This window comes from Actinomyces oris (genome assembly GCF_001937665.1).
GTDB classification, from domain to species: Bacteria; Actinomycetota; Actinomycetes; order Actinomycetales; family Actinomycetaceae; genus Actinomyces; species Actinomyces stomatis.
This window is the reverse complement of record NZ_MSKL01000019.1, coordinates 18,719-40,650: the sequence shown is the minus strand read 5'-3', so window position 1 is coordinate 40,650 and position 21,932 is coordinate 18,719. Positions and strand designations below refer to the sequence as shown.

Annotated in this window: 18 protein-coding genes; 10 read left to right on the top strand and 8 right to left on the bottom strand. The window is 67.4% G+C overall.

Annotated elements, in window-relative coordinates:
* Positions 1–79: 79 nt before the first annotated feature.
* Positions 80–514, top strand: coding sequence for a PLD nuclease N-terminal domain-containing protein (locus tag BKH28_RS07675; RefSeq protein ID WP_075418245.1), 435 nt, complete (start codon positions 80–82; stop codon positions 512–514).
* Between the two features lie 35 nt (positions 515–549).
* Here the strand turns inward: BKH28_RS07675 and BKH28_RS07670 are convergent, their stop codons facing one another.
* Both BKH28_RS07670 and BKH28_RS07665 read right to left on the bottom strand, forming a co-directional pair.
* On the bottom strand, positions 550–1,320 hold the full coding sequence (locus tag BKH28_RS07670) for a hypothetical protein (RefSeq protein WP_256695534.1): 771 nt from the start codon (positions 1,318–1,320) through the stop codon (positions 550–552).
* The gene (locus BKH28_RS07665) at positions 1,317–2,024 is read right to left on the bottom strand and encodes a histidine phosphatase family protein (RefSeq protein WP_075418244.1); all 708 of its coding nucleotides are present in this window, start codon (positions 2,022–2,024) and stop codon (positions 1,317–1,319) included. The genes BKH28_RS07670 and BKH28_RS07665 overlap by 4 nt, the downstream gene beginning before the upstream one ends.
* A gap of 60 nt (positions 2,025–2,084) precedes the next feature.
* On the opposite strand from BKH28_RS07665, the gene dapD reads away from it, so the two are divergent.
* The 4 genes from dapD to BKH28_RS07645 all read left to right on the top strand — a co-directional run bounded on the left by dapD (position 2,085) and on the right by BKH28_RS07645 (position 6,729).
* Positions 2,085–3,068: a 2,3,4,5-tetrahydropyridine-2,6-dicarboxylate N-succinyltransferase gene (dapD, locus tag BKH28_RS07660; protein ID WP_075418243.1), complete on the top strand. Its 984-nt coding sequence runs from the start codon at positions 2,085–2,087 to the stop codon at positions 3,066–3,068.
* A gap of 171 nt (positions 3,069–3,239) precedes the next feature.
* Positions 3,240–4,019: a succinate dehydrogenase cytochrome b subunit gene (locus tag BKH28_RS07655; protein WP_081380087.1), complete on the top strand. Its 780-nt coding sequence runs from the start codon at positions 3,240–3,242 to the stop codon at positions 4,017–4,019.
* Positions 4,016–5,977: a fumarate reductase/succinate dehydrogenase flavoprotein subunit gene (locus BKH28_RS07650; RefSeq protein WP_075418242.1), complete on the top strand. Its 1,962-nt coding sequence runs from the start codon at positions 4,016–4,018 to the stop codon at positions 5,975–5,977. The genes BKH28_RS07655 and BKH28_RS07650 overlap by 4 nt, the downstream gene beginning before the upstream one ends.
* Complete coding sequence (locus BKH28_RS07645; protein ID WP_075418241.1) at positions 5,974–6,729, top strand: succinate dehydrogenase/fumarate reductase iron-sulfur subunit; 756 nt, start codon at positions 5,974–5,976, stop codon at positions 6,727–6,729. Before BKH28_RS07650 ends, BKH28_RS07645 begins: the two co-directional genes overlap by 4 nt.
* A 124-nt stretch (positions 6,730–6,853) precedes the next feature.
* On the opposite strand, the gene BKH28_RS07640 is transcribed toward BKH28_RS07645, so the two are convergent.
* Positions 6,854–7,681 (bottom strand): class I SAM-dependent methyltransferase, encoded by an 828-nt coding sequence (locus BKH28_RS07640; RefSeq protein WP_075418240.1) that lies wholly within the window; start codon positions 7,679–7,681, stop codon positions 6,854–6,856.
* Positions 7,682–8,074: 393 nt separating this feature from the next.
* Between BKH28_RS07640 and BKH28_RS13375 the strand changes: the two genes are divergently transcribed.
* From BKH28_RS13375 to BKH28_RS07620, 5 genes are all read left to right on the top strand, one after another.
* Entirely contained in the window at positions 8,075–8,428 is a 354-nt protein-coding gene (locus tag BKH28_RS13375; protein ID WP_143224102.1) for a hypothetical protein, read from the top strand.
* Between the two features lie 1,530 nt (positions 8,429–9,958).
* Positions 9,959–11,707 carry a VWA domain-containing protein gene (locus BKH28_RS07635; protein WP_334070543.1) on the top strand — a complete coding sequence of 583 codons (1,749 nt, stop codon included), beginning with the start codon at positions 9,959–9,961 and terminating at the stop codon, positions 11,705–11,707.
* Positions 11,708–11,803: 96 nt separating this feature from the next.
* Positions 11,804–12,652, top strand: coding sequence for a VOC family protein (locus BKH28_RS07630; protein WP_075418238.1), 849 nt, complete (start codon positions 11,804–11,806; stop codon positions 12,650–12,652).
* Between the two features lie 65 nt (positions 12,653–12,717).
* Positions 12,718–12,966, top strand: coding sequence for a ribbon-helix-helix domain-containing protein (locus BKH28_RS07625; protein ID WP_075418237.1), 249 nt, complete (start codon positions 12,718–12,720; stop codon positions 12,964–12,966).
* Positions 12,963–13,202, top strand: coding sequence for a toxin (locus tag BKH28_RS07620; protein ID WP_075418236.1), 240 nt, complete (start codon positions 12,963–12,965; stop codon positions 13,200–13,202). Before BKH28_RS07625 ends, BKH28_RS07620 begins: the two co-directional genes overlap by 4 nt.
* A gap of 358 nt (positions 13,203–13,560) precedes the next feature.
* Here the strand turns inward: BKH28_RS07620 and BKH28_RS07610 are convergent, their stop codons facing one another.
* The 5 genes from BKH28_RS07610 to typA all read right to left on the bottom strand — a co-directional run bounded on the left by BKH28_RS07610 (position 13,561) and on the right by typA (position 21,730).
* Complete coding sequence (locus BKH28_RS07610) at positions 13,561–14,982, bottom strand: citrate synthase (protein WP_143224101.1); 1,422 nt, start codon at positions 14,980–14,982, stop codon at positions 13,561–13,563.
* A gap of 245 nt (positions 14,983–15,227) precedes the next feature.
* Positions 15,228–16,436 (bottom strand): succinyldiaminopimelate transaminase, encoded by a 1,209-nt coding sequence (gene dapC, locus BKH28_RS07605; protein WP_075418233.1) that lies wholly within the window; start codon positions 16,434–16,436, stop codon positions 15,228–15,230.
* A 58-nt stretch (positions 16,437–16,494) separates the two neighbouring features.
* Positions 16,495–16,845 carry a ferredoxin gene (fdxA, locus tag BKH28_RS07600; protein WP_075418232.1) on the bottom strand — a complete coding sequence of 117 codons (351 nt, stop codon included), beginning with the start codon at positions 16,843–16,845 and terminating at the stop codon, positions 16,495–16,497.
* 238 nt (positions 16,846–17,083) lie between these two features.
* A complete protein-coding gene (locus BKH28_RS07595; RefSeq protein ID WP_075418231.1) occupies positions 17,084–19,792 on the bottom strand; it encodes a VanW family protein in 2,709 nt (902 codons plus the stop codon).
* Between the two features lie 15 nt (positions 19,793–19,807).
* On the bottom strand, positions 19,808–21,730 hold the full coding sequence (typA, locus tag BKH28_RS07590; protein WP_075418230.1) for a translational GTPase TypA: 1,923 nt from the start codon (positions 21,728–21,730) through the stop codon (positions 19,808–19,810).
* Positions 21,731–21,932 lie beyond the last annotated feature (202 nt).

Sequence of the window (21,932 nt, the reverse complement as noted above, 5' to 3'; positions counted from 1 at the left end):
GGGGACGAGCCGGCGTGGACGGGAGGGTCCGGGCAGGTGAGGGGTCTGCGGGACCGTCCGGCTCGGTTAGGGTTGGCCCATGCGTATCGTCCTCATCGTCCTGGTGTTCGCTCTGACGCTGTACGCCCTGCTGGACTGCGCACGCACGCCGGATGAGGGCATGCCGGCCAGGATGCCGAAGTACCTGTGGATCACCCTGGTCGTCCTGTTCCCGACCATCGGCCCGATCGCCTGGATCATCGTCTCGCGGGTCAAGGCCGCCGAGGAGCGCGGCGGTTACGTCGAGCCCACCGTGTGGTCCTCCCGGGAGGGCACGAGCTTCCGTCGCCCGCAGCGCGCCCGGCCCACGGCGCCCGACGACGACCCGGAGTTCCTCAGGGGCCTGGAGCAGGACATCCGCCGTCGCAAGCACCACCCGCAGGAGCCGGCCGGCGGTCACGACGGCAGCAATGACGGGACTGACGAGGGTCCTGACGCCGGCGAGACCGACCGGTCCGGGACCGACCAGCACTGACCGGGGACGCGCCGGCCGGCCGTGTCGCTGCGCCCTCAGGGCAGGGCGGGGCGCGCCTGGGGCCAGGGGGTGGTGTCGACGTCGTATCCGTGGGCGGCGGCGTGGATGAGCCAGTCGCCGGGGATCCAGGTTCGCCCGATGAGCTGGGGGTGCTCGGGCATGTAGCGCACCGACCACAGGATGAGGACGAGCTCGGCCCACTGGGCCCGGATCTTGAGCCGCACCGAGCCGGAGGAGTTGGCTGCGGCGATGACGATCTCTCCGGTGGCGGTGAGCTGGACCTCCTGGATGTCGGCGTAGGAGATGGGCATGACGCCCTCCCCCGTGCCCAGGTAGATGCCGTGGGTGGACACGGTCAGGCGGGCGCCGGCCAGGTGGCGCCACTTCTCGACGGCGTCGGCCTCGGCGGAGCGTCGGCGCCGGTGGTTGAGATAGGCCTGTCCACCGAAGAAGGCGGCCGTCAGGGCCAGGCCGACGGGGCCTCCGGCCAGGAAGAAGCCTCGGGAGGGGTTGTAGGTGGCGTCCCCGCGCCGCCACAGGAGCAGCTCGGCGTCGCAGGTGGCCAGCATGACCTCACCGGACCCCAGGGCCGGGCGCACGGGGTCGATGGTCGGTGAGACCGGGTTGGGGCGCCGACCCTGGCGGGTGGCGGTCAGGACGGCGGCGGTGTGCCACCACACGAAGTCCTGCCCGGTCCAGGGGCGGCGTGGGGCGGGGCGGGCGCGGCCGGGGCGGAGGACCTCACCGGGCGGGCCGGTGCGCACGACCTCGCCGCCGACCGGGCGCGAGGGCGGCTGCTGGGTCACCGCGCCGCCTCGGCGTGCCTGTCGCGGCTGACGCTGCCGGTGGCGGGGCGGGCGGAGGAGGTGCCGGGAACCATGTCGCGGGCCTGGCGCAGCAGGTCGCCGGCCGGTTCCCAGTAGGCCAGCCCCACCAGGGTGCGGTCCTCGAAGGTCAGGGAGGTCAGAGAGGCCAGGGCGCACTGGCGGCGGCGCGGGTCGTGGGCCAGGGAGCGCCCCTCCAGGAAGAGGCGCAGCGACCAGACGGGCAGCTGGTGGGAGACGAGGAGCGCCTCGTGCCCCTCGGCGACGTCGAGAGCGGAGACGACGGCGCCGCGCATCCGTTCAACGATCTCCTTGTAGGGCTCGCCCCAGGAGGGGCGCAGCGGGTTGACGTAGCTGGGCCAGTAGGTGGGGTGGGCCAGGACCCAGCGGTTGCGGTTGACGGCCACGCCCTCGAAGGAGTTGCCGGCCTCGATGAGTCGGGCGTCCGTCGTCGGCGCCAGACCGAAGGCTGCGGCAGTGGGGGCGCCGGTCTCCCGGGCCCGCTCCAGGGGTGAGGTGATGACCCGGGTGATGTCGTGCCCGGAGGCGGACAGGACGTCGGCGACCTGCTGGGCCATCTGGTGGCCCAGGGTCGACAGGTGGTACCCGGGCAGGCGGCCGTAGAGGATGCCCTCGGGGTTGTGCACCTCGCCGTGCCGCATGAGGTGGATCGTCGTGCGCGCCATGCGGTGATTCTCGCACGCCCGCCGGCAACGGTCAGCCACCGGGGACCGTAAGGTGTTCCCATGACGACTCGTAGCGCATGGGGTCTCGGTCTGGCGACCGTGACTGACGACGGCAACACCCTTGACGTGTGGTACCCCCGCCCGGTTCTCGGTGACGAGCCCGAGGACGGGCACGCCGATCTCCTGGCCTCCCTGAGTGCCATGGAACGCCGCGACGAGGCCCGCGGCGTCCACACCACCGTGGTGCGCACCTGGGCCGACCTCGACGACGCCCCCCAGACCGTGGCCGGCGCCTACCTGCGCCTGCACGCACTGTCCCACCGCCTGGCCCGGCCCAACACCGTCAACCTGGACGGAATCTTCTCCCGCCTGCCCAACGTGGTGTGGACCTCCGCGGGCCCCTGCCGCGCTGAGGACTTCGAGACCACCCGCATGCGCCTGCGCGCCGACGTGGGACGCCCCGTCCAGGTGCACTCGGTGGACAAGTTCCCCCGCATGACCGACTACGTGCTGCCCTCGGGCGTGCGGATCGGCAACGGCGCGAACGTGCGCCTGGGCGCCTACCTGTCCGAGGGCACCACGGTCATGCACTCCGGCTTCGTCAACTACAACGCCGGGACGCTGGGCCGTTCCATGGTTGAGGGCCGCATCTCCCAGGGGGTTGTCATCGGTGACGGCTCCGACGTCGGCGGCGGTGCCTCCACGATGGGAATGCTCTCGGGCGGTGGGCGCCAGCGGGTGGCGCTGGGTGAGCGCTGCCTGCTGGGGGCGAACTCGGGGCTCGGAATCCCGCTGGGTGACGACTGCGTCGTCGAGGCCGGCCTGTACCTGACGGCCGGCACGAAGGTCTCCCTCATGCCGCAGGGCGGAGTAGTGCCCGGCAACCACGGCCTGTTCAAGGAGCCGCGCGTGGTCTCGGCCCGCGAGCTGGCCGGTGCCTCCAACGTCCTGTTCCGCCGCAACTCCCAGTCCGGGGCCGTTGAGGCGCTGGCCCGCGGCGGCAAGAGCATCGAGCTGGGCTCAACACAGCACGCAGGCCAGTAGGGTTCCTCTCCTCCGCCGCGCTTCTCGTACCGGCCGCCTTCCGCCTCAACGGCGGGAGGCGGCCGGTCGCGTTGGACGGCCCGTCGAAGCACAGGGTGCACGCCCTATGCCAGCATCACAGTGTTCGTTATCATAGTTATGGGTTGTTCTGCGCATAGGAGGGTGGGTCAGATGGCTGCGACGTCCACGGTCGCCCACATCCCTGAGGCTGCTCGGCCCGTTGGTGACGCGCTTCCTCCCCGGCGCAGACGCCGCACCCCCGTGTGGGCGTCGCAGCGCGTCCTCAAGGCGACGATGGCGGTCACCGGCACGATCATGGCCCTGTTCGTCGTGGTCCATATGGTCGGCAACCTCAAGGTTCTCGCGGGCCCGGAGGCGTTCAACGGGTACGCCGCATGGCTGCGACAGGTCGCCTACCCGCTCCTGCCGCACGAAGGGCTCCTGTGGGTGATGCGCCTGGCTCTGGGGGTCTGCATCGCGGCCCACGTCGCTGCGGGGATCACGCTGTGGCGACGTGCGAGGAGCGCTCGCGGGGCCTTCCGGCGCCGGGCCCTGCCCGTGCGCACTATCGGCGCTCGGTCCATGCTGCTGACCGGTGTCCTCATCGGGGTCTTCGTCCTCATCCACATTCTCGACCTGACCGTCGGTCGTCTCATCGCCCCTGAGGGCTTTCAGGCGCCGACGGCGTCGAACGGTGAGCTGCAGGTCAGCGCCTACCACAACCTCGTGGCGAGCCTGTCGCGCCCCGGCATGGCGGTCTTCTACAGCCTGGTCATGCTGGCGCTCTCCCTCCATCTGGCACAGGGCCTGTGGAACGTGGTCATCGACCTGGGCGGCACGGGTCCCAGGCTGCGGAAGGTGTGCCGCGCCGTCGCCCTGGCCGTGGCCCTGACCATCGCCGTCGTCAACGGCCTGCTTCCCGTACTCATCTGCACGGGGGTGATCGGATGAGTGCGAACGCGCCGGGGGCCGTCGGCGGCCTGTACGACGTCGGTGAGGATCTTGATGCGCATCTGCCGGACTGTCCGCCCGAGCAGGCCTGGGAGCGCCGACGCGACGAGTACCGCCTGGTCAATCCCGCCAACCGTCGAAAGCTGACTGTCATCGTGGTGGGTGCCGGGCTGGCCGGCGCCGGGGCGGCCGCCACCTTGGGGCGCCTGGGTTACCGGGTGGAGTGCTTCAGCCTGCACGACGCCCCGCGCCGCGCCCACTCGGTGGCCGCGCAGGGCGGGATCAACGCCGCCCGGGCCCGCAAGGTCGACGGCGACTCCCTGGCGCGCTTCGTCAAGGACACCGTCAAGGGCGGGGACTACCGGGGGCGGGAGGCCGACGTCGTGCGCCTGGGGCTGGAGTCCGGCCGGGTCATCGACCATATGGAGGCGATCGGGGCGCCCTTCGCCCGCGAGTACGGCGGCCAGCTCGCCACCCGCTCCTTCGGCGGGGTGCAGGTCTCGCGCACCTACTACACGCGAGGGCAGACCGGTCAGCAGCTGGAGATCGCCTGCGCCCAGGCCCTCCAGGAGCAGGTCGCCGCCGGGAGCGTCCGCATGCACACCCGCACCGAGATGCTCGACCTCATCGTGGCCGACTCCCGCGCGCAGGGCATCGTCACCCGAGACCTGCTCTCCGGTGAGGTGAGCGCCCACACCGCTCACGCCGTCGTGCTGGCCACCGGCGGCTACGGCAGCGTCTACCACTACTCGACCCTGGCCATGGCCTCCAACGCCACCGCCACCTGGCGCGCCCACCGGCGCGGGGCGGCCTTCGCCTCCGCCTGCATGGTGCAGTTCCACCCCACGGCGCTGCCGGTGAGCTCCCACTGGCAGTCCAAGACGACGCTCATGAGCGAGTCCCTGCGCAACGACGGGCGCATCTGGGTGCCCGTGCGCCCCGGGGACGAGCGACCCCCGAACGAGATCCCCGAGGACGAGCGCGACTACTACCTGGAGCGCAAGTACCCGGCCTTCGGCAACCTCACCCCGCGCGACGTGGCCTCACGCAACGCCCGCGAGCAGATCGAGTCCGGCCGCGGCGTCGGGCCGCTGCGCAACTCGGTCTACCTCGACTTCCGCGACGCGCTGAAGCGGCTGGGCAAGGAGACCATCGCCTCGCGCTACGGCAACCTGTTCGAGATGTACCTCGACGCCACCGGCGAGGACCCCTATGAGGTACCCATGCGCATCGCCCCGGGCGCCCACTTCACGATGGGCGGGCTGTGGGTGGACTTCGACCAGATGTCCACGATCCCGGGGTTGTTCGTAGGCGGGGAGGCCTCGAACAACTACCACGGCGCCAACCGCCTGGGGGCGAACTCGCTGTTGAGCGCCAGCGTGGACGGCTGGTTCGTGCTGCCGCTGGCCGTGCCGAACTACCTGGCCGGGTTGGTGGGCAGTAGCCCCTTGAGCCCCGACGCGCCGGAGGCGCTTCAGGCCGTGGCCGACACCCGCGAGCGCATTGAGGCGCTCATGGCGGTGCGTGGGACCCACCGCCCCGTGTGGTTCCACCGCCGTCTGGGTGAGGTCCTCTACACCGGCTGCGGGGTCAGCCGCTCCGAGGCGGGGCTGCGGCGTGCCCTGGAGGAGGTGCGCGCCCTGCGCGAGGAGTTCTGGGCCGACGTCACCGTGGTTGGTGACCAGGCGCGGCTCAACCAGGAGCTGGAGAAGGCGCTGCGGGTCGCCGATTTCCTGGAGCTGGCGGAGGTCATGATCCTCGACGCCCTGGACCGGCGCGAGTCCGCCGGCGCCCACTTCCGCGAGGAGTACGCGACGCAGGGCGGCGAGGCCCAGCGCAATGATGAGACCTGGTGCTCCGTCTCGGCCTGGCAGACGGGGCCCGACGGCGGGCACACGCGCCGCACGGAGCCACTGAGCTTCTCGCTGGTGCCTATGCAGGTGAGGGACTACCGATGAGGATCGAGCTGGAGATCTGGCGGCAGGACGGGCCGCGGGCGCGGGGCTTCTTCGAGAGCCACGTGGTGGAGGACGCCGAGCCGCAGATGAGTCTGCTCGAGCTGCTCTACCGCCTCAACGACCAGATCATCGAGGCCGGTGGCGAGCCGGTGGTCTTCGAGTCCGACTGCCGGGAGGGGGTGTGCGGGGCCTGCGGCTTCCTCGTCAACGGGGTGCCGCACGGGCCGATGGACACGACCCCGGCCTGTCGTCAACACCTGCGGGCCTTCCCCGCAGTGAGGCGCTTCCGGCTGGAGCCGTGGAGGTCGGCGGCCTTCCCGGTCATCCGGGACCTGGTGGTGGACCGTACGGCGCTCGATGAGCTCATCCGGGCGAGCGGGACCGTGGACGTGGCCGCTGGGACCGCCCCGGACGCCGACGACGTCGCCCAGGGGCATCTGCAGGCGGAGCGGGCTCTGGACTTCGCCGCCTGCATCGGCTGTGGGGCCTGCGTGGCGGCCTGCCCGAACGGGGCGGCGGCGCTCTTCGCGGGGGCGAAGCTGGCGCACCTGTCGCTCATGCCTCAGGGGCGTATCGAACGGGGCCGCCGGGCTCGGGCGATGACGAGGGAGCTCGATGAACTCTTCGGGCCGTGCTCGGAGTACGGCGAGTGCCTGCCGGCGTGCCCGGCGGGGATCCCGATCGAGGCGATCGCGCTGCTCAACCGGGAGGTTCTGCGCGCCGGTCTGCGCGGGGCGACCCGCGACGACTAGGGCCCGTTGCAAGTAGGGACGCATCCGCGAGTTCGTACCTTAGGTCGCGCGTTCGTACCCTTTACCCCTCGAACGCGCGACCTAAGGTACGACCGCGACGTCGACGACCGGCGAGAAGCGGGGCTCAGGACTCGGGCTTGTGGGCGACGAGAGCGATGCCGACCATGTCCTTCTCGTAGCGCTTGAAGGTGGCGGCCATCTCCTGGACGCGCTGGCGCAGCTCCCGGTCAGCGGCGACGTTGCGGGCGATCCGCAGGAAGCCGCCCAGTCCCTCGTCGCGGATGTTGCGGCCGACCTTGAGCAGGGCCATGGGGGCGGTGTCGACCCAGTCGACGACGAGTCCAGCGTCCTCCATGAGCTCCTTCCAGGCAGCTGCCGTCATGGGGCGGGCGTTGACGTGGATGGAGCGGGCCAGGTCGCGGCGCAGCTGGGTGTAGTAGTCCTCGTCGATGTCGTCGGGGGTGACACCGAGCTCGTGGATGGCGTAGCGCCCGCCGGGGCGCAGGACGCGGGCGGCCTCGGCGACGATGGCGGCCTTGCCCTTGTCTCCCTGCATGGTGAGCATGGCCTCGCCGACGACGACGTCGGCGCTGGCCTCATCCAGGCCGGTGTCGGCGGCCTCGCCCTGGCGGACGGTGCCGAGGTTCCCGACGACGGCGGCCACGCGCCGGGCGGCGTCGGGGTCGCGGTCGATGGCCGTGTAGGAGGCGGGGCGGGCCTTGATGATTTCGGCGGCGGTGCGCCCCAAGCCCGGGGCGAGCTCGACGACGTCGGCACCGGTCAGACCGGCATGGCTGAGCATGGCGGCGGACAGGGCAGCGCCACCGGGGCGCAGGACGCGCTTGCCGGCGCGGGCCAGGACCCAGTGGCCGGGCGCGGAGGCGATGGGGCGGTCGGCGTGAGGCAGCGGCAGGTCGGTCGAGGCGGCAGAGGCGGCGGACTTCTTGCTCATAAGGCAAGCCTAACCACAACCACTGCGGTTCGACGAGGTTACATCGGGCTTCGGCACACCCACCTCGGCGCGAGAACTCATCATCCCAAGATGCCCTCGGCAACACTGATTAACTTCAACGCACCACCCTGCACCGCCATCTCACGGAGTTCTTAAAATCACAACATGACTACGGCAGTCCCAGAACCCCACCACCCCTTCCACTCTCCCACCCCTCCTTCGGAATCAACAGGCCCACCCCCACATGTATCACGCCGTAAACTGCTGGCCCGAATCGGCTGCGGAACACTGACCGGAGGGCTCGCCATCGGAGGCGGACTGACCTGGGCTTTTGGCCCAGGAGGCCCCCTGTCACATGAGGCGAGACGACTGAGAGCCCTCAAGAATGACCCCATGGGAGCCAAGACCATCCTCGGCCTCACCGCCGTCCGCACAGAAGAGTCCGAGCTTCCAGGTTGGACAACTTGGAAATACCCAGGAGTTCATCTCGAACGATGGTATCGAGACCCATCAAAACCCTCAGAGCAACTCAAGGACGAGTTCATAGACTACGCAAAGTCTCACGGATGGGAGGAACAGAGCCGAGTCACTACCTCGACATTATGGCTCGCCCAACACACACACCGAAAACCTGACGACTACATGCAACTATTTATTGGACTTTCAGAAGACACGCCACCCGAGGGTAGTGAAGTTGGTATCACAATTAACTACGCCCTACCTGTCGACCCAGACTCAGTTGCTTAACTATTTCCACAACACTTCACAGCCAAGATGAAAGGTATTACCGCATACAACGGGGAACCGACACAGCGAGAGCACCTCCACCCCTCGGATCACCTGAGGCCGCCCGGCCACACCTTATACGCTCCAGTTTCCCGCACTTCAGAAAATAATCCACTACGACAATTACCCCTCATAATGAGCTCGAACACTACCACAACTAAAACAGAAGAACACCATTCCAAGTTGAGGGTACATAAAAGCACGCCTTCAAATGATGCCCAGGAAACACTGACAAGCATCAGCATGCAAAGCTGCACACCTAACGGACGGGCGTTATAGAATCGTGACGTGAATACGGCAGTCCCACACCCCCACGCCAGTTCCACCACTTCCACAGAGTTCACCACACCACCTCCACACCACCCATCTCGGCGAAAACTGCTGGCAAGAATCGGCTGCAGCACACTTGCAGGAGGCCTTACTATCGGGGGTGGCCTTACCTGGGCATATGGCCCAGGAGGCCCCCTGTCATATGAGGCGAGACGACTGAGGGCCCTCAAGAATGACCCGATGGGAAAAAAGAAAATCCTCGGCCACGAGGCTATTCAGACCAACGACTCCCCGCTCCCAAAATGGTTTGAATATAAGTATCCAGGACTTCGCCTGAGACGGTGGTTCAGAGATGACAACACAGATCCAAAAGAACTCAAGAATCAGTTTACTGAGTACGCTGAACATCACGGATGGGAGAATGATCCAGGGCCAACCACCCCAACCTCATGGGTTGGAAGACATGGAGGTACGCAACCCATTGATGACATGTTTCTCGCAATATACTTATCCTCTGACGACCCTACTCCCCCACCCAATGCAGGCGATAATAGCATCGCCATACTATTATGTTATTTCTAGATATCTAAAGTAGCCTCGCAATGGCACGACCATTAAGTTGGCGAGATTCTAGATCGCCACCTCGGTAACCATCACCATTAATGACACGCAAAATATAGTGCAGCAGATTGAAAGGAAACCGAAGTGAATCAGCCTTCCCGACACGGCAATCCGAACATTGTACGCTGCCTGAAACAGCTATCTTTCATCATTCTTGTCACATTACTACTGTTCAACCAAGAACTCCCCTTGCCTACCATTCTTCCAAACGCCTCTGCGGCAATCACAACCAACGTTCCACTCAGAGTAGCCCTACTCGGAGACTCTTATTCTGCGGGGAATGGCGCAGGACACTACTACGGCGATGACAAGAAAGCCTACAGAAGTTCTCGCAATTGGGCACACAACTACGTAAACTGGCTTAACGACCAGGGGGCTCACGCAATATTAAATAATGTTGCACATAGTGGCCACGTTTCGGACGACGTCCTCAGTAACCAAATGAAAAGATTGGACTCTAACACAAATTTAGTGATGTTCACTATCGGCGGTAACGATGTTAACTTTTCCGACATTGTTTCGCAGTGTTTCATGATTGGAATGAGAGACCCTGCCACTTGCCGTCAGAAAATCGATGGCGCTAACTCCAAGCTACCGCGAGTGAAGAAGCAAACTCTTGACATTCTTCAGGCAATTGATAATCGCTTAGACGACAACGCCCAGGTGGTCATTGTAGGCTACCCTCGACTATCATCCAAGGATAATTTTACCCTCAGGGACAGCCACGCATTATGGACAGATTCATACAATGCCGGCGCGGCAGTCAGAAAACTCGGTGACGACGCAAAGGTCATTCAATCAGACCTTGTTTCTGAATGGAATAGCTCACACCCAAGCCTGAAGGTAACCTACGTAGATGGCGTCATCAACTCATTCGATGGACATGAACCAGACCCATCATTCCCTGTCGTCAATCCTCACCGCTGGATTAATGAGTTTTTTGAGACAGAGGGGCAGGAAGACCAGAATGGAAACACGCACGCCAAGACAAGCGGGGACCCAAATGAATTCTACCACCCCAATCTCATCGGACACGAAGAGATAGCAAAACTCATAGAGACCAAAATCGGGGTCCCATCCATCAAGAACCCCAAAAGCAATGGAGAGGATATCGATATCGCGTTCGTTGTAGACTCTACAGGCTCGATGGACAGTAACGTCGAGGCAGTTCGATCGAAGATTCATTCGATAGCGGAAGAAACAGGCAAGAAGGCGCTGTCTTATCGGTTCGCACTCGTTAACTACAAAGACCACCCTCAATATGACCCAAAAAACTACCTGGCCCGGACCGACGTCGCTTTCACGTCCAACATATCTGCATTGGATGCAGGACTGAATTCTCTAACCTATGAGGGAGGAAACCTCGGCAACACCAACGCCAGCGTCTACAGCGGCGTCATGCAGGCCGTTAATATGAAGTGGCGCAACGGGGTTAAGAAGATCGTCGTCGTCATCGGTGACGCGCCTCCACGCGACCCAGAGCCGGGCACCGGTTACACCGCCGCCTCCGTCGCTAAGGCCGCCTACGAAGTAGACCCGGTCAGTGTCTACGGTATTGACACCGGACAGCTCAACTCCACCAGCTTCCAGACGCTGGTCACCTCCAGCACGGGCACCACCGCCAATGCTTCCTCTCCCGATCAGGTCAGCGACCTCGTCAACAAGGCCATCAGCAGCGAGCTCAACAAGCCCTTCGCCTGGATCCAGGGTCCCTATGTCGCCAAGGTCGGAGATCCTGTCGATATCGATGCCGCAGCCTCCCACGCAGTCTCTGGCTCCCTGACCTCCTATGAGTGGGACTTCAACGGTGACGGCGTCTACGACGAAACCGGAACCTCCCCACGCATCACCCATACCTTCACCGAGGAGTTCAGCGGCGTCATCGGGCTGCGTGTCACCCAGTCAGACGGGCAGACCGCCGTCGCCACCACCCAGGTCGATATCACCGACGACGGCGACAACACGCCACGCGACCAAGACAACTGCCCCGACGTCAGTAACTGGGGTCAGACCGACTACGACAACGACGGAGTCGGAGACGAGTGCGACCCCGACCCCGGCTTCCCCACCCAGGACAAGCCCGGTGTCTGCGTCGTCGGCGAGAACTGCCCACCCGACAGCGGGACTCCCAGCACCCAGCCAACTCCTGCGCCCAGTGGAGGCTCGACACCCACTCCTGCCGTCGCACCAGCACCCACCCAGGCGCCCACGGCCGCTCCGACAACTACTGCTTCAAAGCGCCCCCTCCCCAACACAGGGATCAACGCGAGCAGGTTGACGGCCCTGGCGATCCTCGGGCTGCTCGCCGGCACAGCAGTTCTCCACCACCGCCGCAAAGTCACCTCCTAGCCGGTGACACCCGGGCATGACCCGGCTCGCCGATCACAGTGTTGGGGCCGTTCCTCTCCGGAGCGGCCCCAACGCATGTCGCGATACGGTGTCCACATGGCTCAGCTCATCACTCCCGCCATTCGGTGCAACGGCACCGTCGACGAAGCGGCCCGGTTCTACGCCGACGTCTTCCGGGAGGGCTCCGTCGTCGAGCAGGTGCCCGGGTACGCGTCAACGGTCAGCATCCACGGCTTTCGGCTCTCGCTCATCAACGGCGGCGACCAGGACGGCCCGAACCCGTCGATCAGCTGCATCCTGAACTTCGACCCGCTCCTGTTCGGCGGCGAGGAGCAGGCCCGGGCCTACCTCGATGAGCTCTACGAGCGACTCTCCACCGGCGGCGTGCTCATGGAGCTGGGCGAGTACCCCTTCTCGCCGCGCTACGCCTGGGTCCGCGACCGCTTCGGTATGACCTGGCGGCTCATGCTCACCGACCCGGCCGGCGAGCCGCGCCCCTTCATCCTGCCCTCCTTCATGTTCGGCGGCACTAACCACGCCAACGCCGAGGAGGCCTCCGAGGCCTGGATCAACCTGTTCGACGACGCCCACCGCGGGGCCCTGCGTCGCTACGAGGAGGGCGGTCCGATGGAGGCAGGAACCATCATGTTCACCGACTTCACGCTGCGCGGCACCTGGATGGCGGCCATGGACTCGGGGGCCTTCCACGACTTCACCTTCACGCCCGGGGTCTCCATGATCGTCTTCTGTCGGGACCAGGAGGAGATCGACCGCTGCTGGACGGGCCTGTCGGCCGTGCCCGAGGCCGAGCGCTGCGGCTGGTGCGTCGACCGCTGGGGCGTGTCCTGGCAGGTCGTCCCCCACAACATCGCTGAGCTCATGGCCGACGCCGCCACGCGCGAGAAGCTCCTGCACATGGGCAAGATCGACCTGGCCGGCCTATAGGCCGCAGAGCTCATCATGACGGTCTCGACGACGTTCAGGCAGACATTTCGTATTACACTTGTCGTATGGAATCCATTAATGGCGTGCCAGTCACCGACGAGATGATCCAGGAGTGGGCTGACGAAGCGGAACGTGGATACGACGTCGAAGTGCTGAAGAAGCGAGGACGCCGCCCTATCGGGGATGGTGCGGCGCGGGTCGTCCCAGTCCGTATGGACGAGAGTCTGGTGGCCGCGGTCGACCAGCGCGCTGAGAAGGATGGCACCAGCCGCTCCGAGATCATTCGCTCGGCCGTACGAGCCTTCGTCGCGTGAAAGTCCACAACTCAGCGCTCAAGCATGGCATCAGCGCTGCGGACGCCCTCTACGCCGCCAACCACCGGATCTACGAGAGCTGGCCGGACGACGATGTACCAGCCAAGCAGTTCGTCATGGGTTTCGACAGCCAAGGACGGCTTCTGGAACTCGTCATTCTCACCTTCGACAGTGGTCACCAGCTACTCATCCGTGCGATGAAGGCGCGTCGCCATCTCCTGGATCTGATCGACTGATGCCCAGCAGACCAGGGGCCCACCTCACCTCTGCACCAGGCATCCTGATTCGATGGAGCGCAAGGCAGCCCCTCGTGATGCAGTCGAGTACTGCCCGGTGGTGGCGTTCGTGTCGACCGGAGATCCCCTGTTCATCCTCGGTGACAGCCGCCCGGTCCACGAGCGACTGGTGGCGCCCCACAAGCGGTTGATCGACGACGTACTTCTGCATCGGGGACGTACTTCTCCCCCAAACCACTGAGGTCCGCCCTTAGTGGTTTGGGGGAGAACGCAGTCCTCGTCGGGAAAGTACGTCCCCGACCCGCACCACCCGGCCTGAGCAACCGGCGTGAGCCCGTGAGCCTCAGACCCTCGTGATTCAGACCCTGGTGACGCGGTCGAGGCTGGGGACGCCGGCGCGGGTGGCCGGGTACTGTCCGTCGTCGTGCTTGCGCCGGTGCATGGCCACGTAGTGGCGCTCGGTGGAGCCGTCGTAGACCTGGCGGGGCCGGCCGATGCGCTTGGCGGGGTCGGCGATCATCTCGCGGTACTGGGCGATCCAGCCCGGCAGGCGCCCCAGGGCGAACAGGGGCGTGAACATCTTCGTGGGGAAGCCCATCGCCTGGTAGATGAGGCCGGTGTAGAAGTCGACGTTCGGGTAGAGGCTGCGCGAGACGAAGTACTCGTCGCGCAGCGCCGTCTCCTCGAGCTCCATGGCGATCTCGAGCTTGCGGTCGCCGTCATCGGAGCCCAGGCGGGTCAGGACGTCGTGGGCGGTCTCCTTGACGATGGCGGCGCGCGGGTCGTAGTTCTTGTAGACCCGGTGGCCGAAGCCCATGAGCCGCACGCCGTCCTCCTTGTCCTTGACCTTGCGGACGAACTCGGCCGTGCTCATTCCCGAGCTCTGGATCGTGTCCAGCATCCGCAGGACGGCCTCGTTGGCGCCGCCGTGCAGCGGCCCGGACAGGGCGCCCACACCCGCGGCCACGGAGGCGTACATGTTGGCGTCGGCCGAGCCCACGAGGCGCACCGTGGAGGTCGAGCAGTTCTGCTCGTGGTCGGCGTGCAGGATGAGGAGCATGTCCAGGGCGCGCACCACGGCCGGGTCGATGTCGTAGGACTGGTAGGGCATCCCGAAGGTCAGGCGGATGAAGTCCTCGACGTAGGAGCGCTGCGGGTCGGGGTAGAGCAGCGGCAGGCCGATGGCGCGCCGGGCGATGTAGCTGATCATCGTGGGCATCTTGGCCAGCAGCAGCACGGTGGCGAGCTCGCGCTCGTAGGGGTCGTGCGGGTTGAGGGTGTCCTCGTAGTAGGTGGCCAGGCCCGCGATCCCCGCCTGGAGGATCGCCATCGGATGGCCCGAGGAGGGGAAGGAGGTGAAGAAGCCGCGGAAGTCCTCGTGCAGGAGCCGGTGGCGCGAGATGCGCCGCTCCATGCGCGCGAAGGACTCGCGGTCGGGCAGCTCGCCGTTGATGAGGAGGTAGGCGACCTCCAGGAAGGTCGAGGACTTGGCCAGCTCCTCGATCGGGTAGCCGCGGTAGCGCAGAATCCCGGCCGCGCCGTCGATGTAGGTGATCTGCGAGGTGCAGGACGCCGTGTTGGTGAAGCCCGGGTCGAGCGTCACCACGCCGGTGGATCCCAGCAGCTTGGACACGCCCAGGCCGTCGGCACCGTCGGTCGCCGGGGTGCGCGGCAGCTCGAGGTTCTTGCCGTCAACGGCCAGCAGGCCAGGACCGCCGACGACGCCGGACCGGCTCTGCTCCGCCTGCTCAGCCGCAGCGGGGGTGGGGGTGCTCGTCATCATGCCTCCTGGGGCTCGGGGCCGCACGCATCGCGACGGCGAGACCTGGGCCCACGGGGTTCCGGCAGGCCCAGCGCCCACTGTACGGGGTGCACTGTCACGGTGTCGTTTCATGGACCCACCGCGGGCGACCGGATCGGCCGATCAGCCCGGATCAGCCCGCCGGGCGCAGCAGCTGGACACCCGTCCGCGCCTGATAAATTTATCAAGCCCGGCGGCGGCTGATTCGGTCGGCTGTTCCAGCCTCAGCCGGCGAAGAGGGCGGCGGCCTCGGGCGAGCGCAGGCGCGCGGCGGCGGCGGCCACGCGCTCGTCGGTGTCGGTCAGGCTCATGCGCACCCGCCCGGCCCCGGCCTCGCCGTAGAAGTCACCGGGGGCCACGATGATCCCGAGCTCGGCGAAGGCCCCCACGAGCTCGTAGGCGCTCATCGACTCGGGCCCCCGGAGCCACAGGTACAGGCCGGCCACGGAGGCCGGGTCGTTGACGAGCCCGGCGGCGGCGGTCGCCTCGACGAGCACCTCGCGGCGCTCCCGGTAGACCTCCTTCTGCACCTCCATATGAGCCTCGTCGCCGAGGGCGGCCACGAGGGCGGCCTGCACCGGAGTCGGCATGAGCATGCCGGTGTGCTTGCGCACCTCGGTGACGGCGCCCACCAGCTCCGCGTCACCGGCGAGGAAGGCCGCCCGGTAGCCGGCCAGGTTGGACTGCTTGGACAGGGAGTACAGGGCGAGCAGACCGGTTCGGCCCGCTTCCCCTCCGACCCGGGGGTCCAGGAGGCTCGGGATCGGCTGGGTGTCCCACGGCGACTCCCACCCGAGCTCGGCGTAGCACTCGTCAGAGATGACGACGGCGCCCCGCGCCCGAGCCCAGGCAACGATCCGGGCCATCTGCTCGACGCTCAGGACGTGACCGTCGGGGTTGCCGGGACTGTTGAGCCAGACGATGGCCACGGGTGCGTCCTCGGAGATGCCCCAGGTGGCGGGGTCGGCATCGGTGTCCACGGGGACCGGGGTGGCCCCCACGAGGCGGGCACCGACGTCGTAGGTGGGGTAGGCGGCTCGCGGGTGCAGGACGAGGTCGCCGGGGCGCACCCCCAGGTGCAGCGGCAGGAGGGCCACGGACTCCTTGGAGCCGATGGTGGGGATGACCTCGTCGTCGCCCAGGCCGGCCACGGCCCGACGTCGCTCCATCCACTCGGTGATGGCGGCACGTACCACGGGGGCACCGACCGCCGTCGGGTAGCCGGGGGCGTTGGCTGCCGTGGACAGGGCGTTGCGGGCGATCTCGGGGGTGGGGTCGACGGGCGTGCCCACCGCGAGGTCGACAACGCCGTCCGGGTGCTGGGCGGCCCGCGCCCGGTAGGGGCTCAGAGAGTCCCAGGGGAAGTCGGGCAGGGCGAGCCGGCGGGGCAGGTGGTGGCTGGGGACGGTCTCAGGTGTCGCACTGGTGGTCACGGACCCTGATTCTTCCTCACACGCCGGGGGCGTCTCCACCCCGGCCCCGCCCGTCGACTCAGTAGCCGTTGGCCTCTCTCCACTCCACGTTCTGCGGGGGCAGGGCGGCGATCATGGGGTCGTCGTAGTCCAGGGCACCGGTCCTCTGGGCACCCCCGGGCGAGCCCAGTCCCTTGAGCTCGAAGAAGTCGATGTTGGCGCGGGTGTAGTCCTCCCACTCCTCGGGAACATCGTCCTCGTAGAAGATCGCCTCGGTGGGGCAGACGGGCTCGCAGGCTCCGCAGTCGACGCACTCGTCGGCGTTGATGTAGAGGCTGCGTTCACCCTCGTAGATGCAGTCGACGGGACACTCGTCGACGCAGGCGCGGTCCTTGACGTCGACGCAGGGCTGGGCAATGACGTACGTCATAGCAGCAGTGTCCTTTCTCCTCTGGGGGATCCTCCCGCGCGGGTGGGCGGGGTCGGAGCAAGTATGGTCCCCCAGTGCCCGTCGACCCAAGAGGTGAGAGAGTGGCCGTCAGCACGCCGAAAACTCAGGGTTGTCAAACCGCGATTACGTCACTACCGCGGCGCGAATGTCATAGGCAACAATCGATGCATCCCGATCTGCATGCCCGCCGTCACAGGAGCCGCAGACTCACGCAGCACTAGTTGCAGATCATATCGACATCGCCGTCATACTTGGTGGTCAGGACGTCGTCGGGCAGGGCCTTGCCGTCGTGCTTGCGGGTGCGGGTGACAGTGATGTCGAATCCCGGCTGCCCCCCGGAGGTGGGTTCACAGTTGGGACCGGACCCGTGCTCGGTCCTCACAGGACGAAAGTTGGAGCGCTCTGAGGAGGTGATCGACACGTCGTAGTACTTCGTGGACCACATCCGCACGTGGATCTGCTCACCGTCCAGCCATGCCTGGACCAGTACCGCGTGGGGCGTGGAGTTCGTGAACTTCATGTCGAGATTGCCGGTCCACAGGGTCGCCTCACGCCCAGCCGGGTAACGCTCGAAGTAGTACTGGTGGGGATGATGCTCGGTGTCATCCATCCCGGCCTCAAAACCGGCGTTGAAGGTGGTGGTGGCCACCTGGCTGAGTCCACCTCCCATCGCGTCAACATGCTCTCCGTTCTGAATGACCCCGGCGGCGGCGAACCCGTGCTCGTAGTCGACCTCGCCGAGGGCCTTCTCCAGGGAGAAGACCTCGCCGGGCTTGACGACCGTGCCGTTGACGAGCTCGGCTCCGCGAGTGAGGTTCTGCGTGCGCGGCGCGTCCCCGGCGTTGTACGGGGTGGCGAACTCGCCGATCGCCTCGCTGATGCCCCACTCGTTCTGCGGCGTCGTCACCGTCGGCTCGGCCACGACCATCGGCAGGGTCACGGTCCGACCGGCAGCATCGGTGGCGGAGGTGCCGGCCTTGAGCAGGCTTGCGGACAGGGCCGCGGTGTCGATGACCTTGCCCTGGGCGGCGGGGACATACTGGGGACGCGCCCCGGGGGCGCCGGTGGCGGAGCCATCGATCTTCCAGGTCGCGTTCTGGACCGGGGTCTCGACCTGGCCGACCCTGGCGACGACGGCGTCGCGCAGCGCGGTCGGGTCGAAGGTGGCGCTCAAGGTGCCGCCCTCGGAGGAGATCTTCAGCATCGCGGCGGTGTCCTGCGGCGAGAAGGCCGCGGCCGCACCGGGATTCTTGCTCTGTGCGCCGGCGCTCGCCGCATTCACGGTCAGCCCGCTGGAGAGCAGCGGCGTGAGGGTGCCGTCGACGAACTTCGTGGCTTCCTCATCGGTGATGGCGGGGATCGCAGTGCCCTCGGCCATGGCGAGGGTTTTCTTCCCCAGGGGCCAGGTGCCGGCGAGCTGCTTGAGAGAGGCATCGACGTCGAGGCCGATGCCGTTGCTCGCAGGGGTGGTGACCGGCTTGGTGCCCTCCAGGGTCACGGTCGCCGAGACCGCACCGTTGGCCATCGTGTCGACCCGGTCCTCCAGGGCGCCGCGCAGGGCGGTGGAATCGACCCGGATGACGGCGTCGGTGCGCTGACCGCCAAGGCGCTGGGTCAGGGTGACGGGATTGAGGGTGAACCCGGTGAGCTTCTTGACCGAGGCGTTGGTGTCGACCGAGACGCCTGATTTGGCGGGCACGAGCTCGGCGCTCCCCTGCCCGACGGTGAGGGTGACGGGCTGTGCGAGCTGGTCACCGACGCCCTTGCTGATGCGGTCGCGGGCCTCCTTGGGACTCAGGCCGGAGACGTCGACACCGGAGACGGTGGTGCCCGAGGCGATGTGCTGGGTGGTCCACCAGGCGATGCCGCCCCAGGCCAGCAGCAGGGCGGCGGCCCCGGCGGCGCAGGCGGCGGGAATGAGGCGCCGACGGCGCGAGGCGCTCGATCCGGCGGCCGCACCGTTGGTCTTCTGCGTGACGTGGGCCTTCACGGGCTCCTGCACCCTCTCAGCCGTGGCCAGGGCCCCGGGGACGGCGGCGGGAACAGCGTTCTCCCCCACCGGATCAGTAGCGCCCCCGATGGGCTCCCGCCCCGGCGAGACCGGGGCCGCGACGGTTCCGGTGGCCGGGGATGCCTCGGTGGTCGCAGCGGCCTCAGCGATTCCGGCGGCGTCGACGACGGCGGGCGTGGCCTGCACGGGCGTCGAGGGCGACGACCCGGATGCCGGGCTCTTCGGTGCGATCGATGGCGGCATGCCGCCGGAGTCGGGGCTCCATGCGCTGCCCTGCCGGGGCTCGGCCGCTGCATCGGCACTGATCGACTCGTAGGGCGAGAGGGCCTCGGCAGGGGTGGTGGCCTCGTCGACGACGCTCGTCGACACCGGCGTCGTCACCGGTTCAGCGACTGCGGCATCGGCGGCGGCCGGCTCGGAATCGGCCGCCTCATCAGACTCGTCAGCAGGGGAGGCGGCCTCGCCCACGCCCTGATCCGCGACCTCGCCAGTGTCCTCGGTGACGGGAGTCCTCTCCTCGTGCTGCTCGGCGACGACGGGAGCCTCCTCGACGGACTCGGCCGGCTCGACAGGTTCAGCGGACTGGGCCGACTCAGCCGCCTCGACGGGCTTGACGACCTCGGCAATATCGGCAGGCTGCTCCTCCTGGGCCTCGCCGCCGGGCTCCTCAGCCGACTCATCCTGAGACTCGTCATCGAGGTTGAGAGTCGGCGTGTCATCAGCGCGCCCGCCCTCGGCGGAGTCAGCCCCAGCGCCCCTCCCCTCGGGCTGCTCAACGACGGCCGGGGTCTTCTCGGACTCCTCGGCCTCCCTCTCGACGGACTCGGCCGGCTTGACAGGCTCAGCCGGCTCGACGACGTCGGCTGCGACCTCGGAGGCGGCGGACTTCTCCCCGCGGTTGACGGACTGGCTCATGGGCGGCGGTTCCTCTCAGGCCTCGGCACGGCGACGACGGGCGTTCTCGCGGAAACGCTCCTGGGAGTTGAGGATGACCTTGCGGATGCGCACGGCCTCCGGGGTGACCTCGACGCACTCGTCGTCGGCCGCGAACTCGAGGGCCTCCTCCAGGGTGAGGCGGCGCGGAGGCACGAGGGCCTCGAAGGTGTCCGCGGTGGAGGAGCGCATGTTGGTCTGCTGCTTCTCGCGGACCACGTTGACGTCCATGTCCTCGCCACGGGGGTTCTCCCCCACGACCTGGCCCTCGTAGGTCTCCTGGGTGGGCTCGACGAAGAAGCTGCCGCGGTCCTGCAGGCGGATGAGCGCGTAGGCGGTCACGGCCCCGGCGCGGTCGGAGACGAGGGAGCCGGTGGTGCGCGAGACGATCTGCCCGGCCCAGGGGGCGTATCCCTCGGCGATGGAGGAGGCGATGCCGGTTCCGCGGGTCTCGGTGAGGAACTGGGTGCGGAAGCCGATGAGGCCGCGGGCCGGCACGAGGAACTCCATACGGATCCAGCCGGTTCCGTGGTTGGTCATGGTCTCCATCTGGCCCTTGCGGGCGGCCATGAGCTGGGTGACGGCGCCCAGGTACTCCTCGGGGACGTCGATGGTCATGCGCTCGATGGGCTCGTGGCGCTTGCCGTCGATGGTGCGGGTGACCACCTGGGGCTTGCCGACGGTCAGCTCGAATCCCTCGCGGCGCATCTGCTCCACGAGGATCGCCAGTGCCAGCTCGCCGCGTCCCTGTACCTCCCAGGCGTCGGGCCGAGTGGTAGGCAGGACCCGCAGGGACACGTTGCCGATGAGCTCACGGTCCAGGCGGTCCTTGACCTGGCGGGCGGTGACCTTGGCGCCCTTGGTGCGCCCGGCCATCGGGGAGGTGTTGATGCCGATGGTCATGGCGATGGCCGGGTCGTCCACGGTGATGAGCGGCAGGGGGCGCGGGTCCTCGGGGTCGACGAGGGACTCGCCGATGGTGATGTCCTCGATCCCGGCGACGGCGACGATGTCACCGGCGTGCGCCTCCTCGGCCGGCTTGCGGTCCAGGCCCTCGGTGACGAGGAGCTCGGAGACGCGGGCGGAGGTGAGCGAGCCGTCGTGGCGGGCCCAGGCCACCGTCTGCCCCTTGCGCAGGGTGCCGTTATGGATGCGCAGCAGTGCCAGACGCCCCAGGAAGGGTGAGGCGTCCAGGTTGGTGACGTGGGCCTGCAGGGGTGCGCCGTCCTCGTAGGAGGGGCCGGGGATCCGTTCGATGATGGTGCGGAAGAGCGGCTCGAGGTTCTCACTGGCCGGCAGCTCGCCGTCGGCCGGGGCCTCGGTGTCGGCGCGGCGGGCCTTGGCGGAGGCGTAGATGACGGGAACGTCCAGGACGGCGTCGAGGTCGATGTCGGGGTGCTCGTCGGCCAGGTCGCTGGCCAGGGACAGCAGCAGGTCGGTGGACTCGGCGACGACCTCGTCGAGCCGGGAGTCGGGGCGGTCCACCTTGTTGACCACGAGGATGACCGGCAGGTTCGCGGCCAGGGCCTTGCGCAGCACGAAGCGGGTCTGGGGCAGGGGCCCCTCGGAGGCGTCGACGAGGAGAACGACGCCGTCGACCATGGACAGCCCGCGCTCGACCTCACCGCCGAAGTCGGCGTGACCGGGGGTGTCGATGACGTTGATGATGATGCCCTCGGGGCAGCCGGCGTCCGCGGCCGAGGGGCCCGAGTAGTGGACCGCCGTGTTCTTGGCGAGGATCGTGATGCCCTTCTCGCGCTCCAGCTCGCCGGAGTCCATGACGCGCTCGCCGGTGGTCTCCTCGGTGGCCCGGGCCCCGAAGGCGCCCGCCTCCCAGAGCATGGCGTCGACAAGAGTGGTCTTGCCGTGGTCGACGTGGGCGACGATGGCGACGTTACGCAGGTCCTGGCGCACGCTCATGGGGCACTTCTTCCGGTGGGGGACGCCGCGGGCCAGGCACCTCTCACGGCACCGGCCACAGGGCATGAAACAGGGAAAGACTAGAGGACGCCGGTCGCGACCTGCCATGGCAGGGCCGACACCCGGCCTGTGCCGCCTCTCACCTCGACCATTCAGGAGCCGACGGCATCAACCGCCGGGCGGGACTGCGAGCCACGAGCCG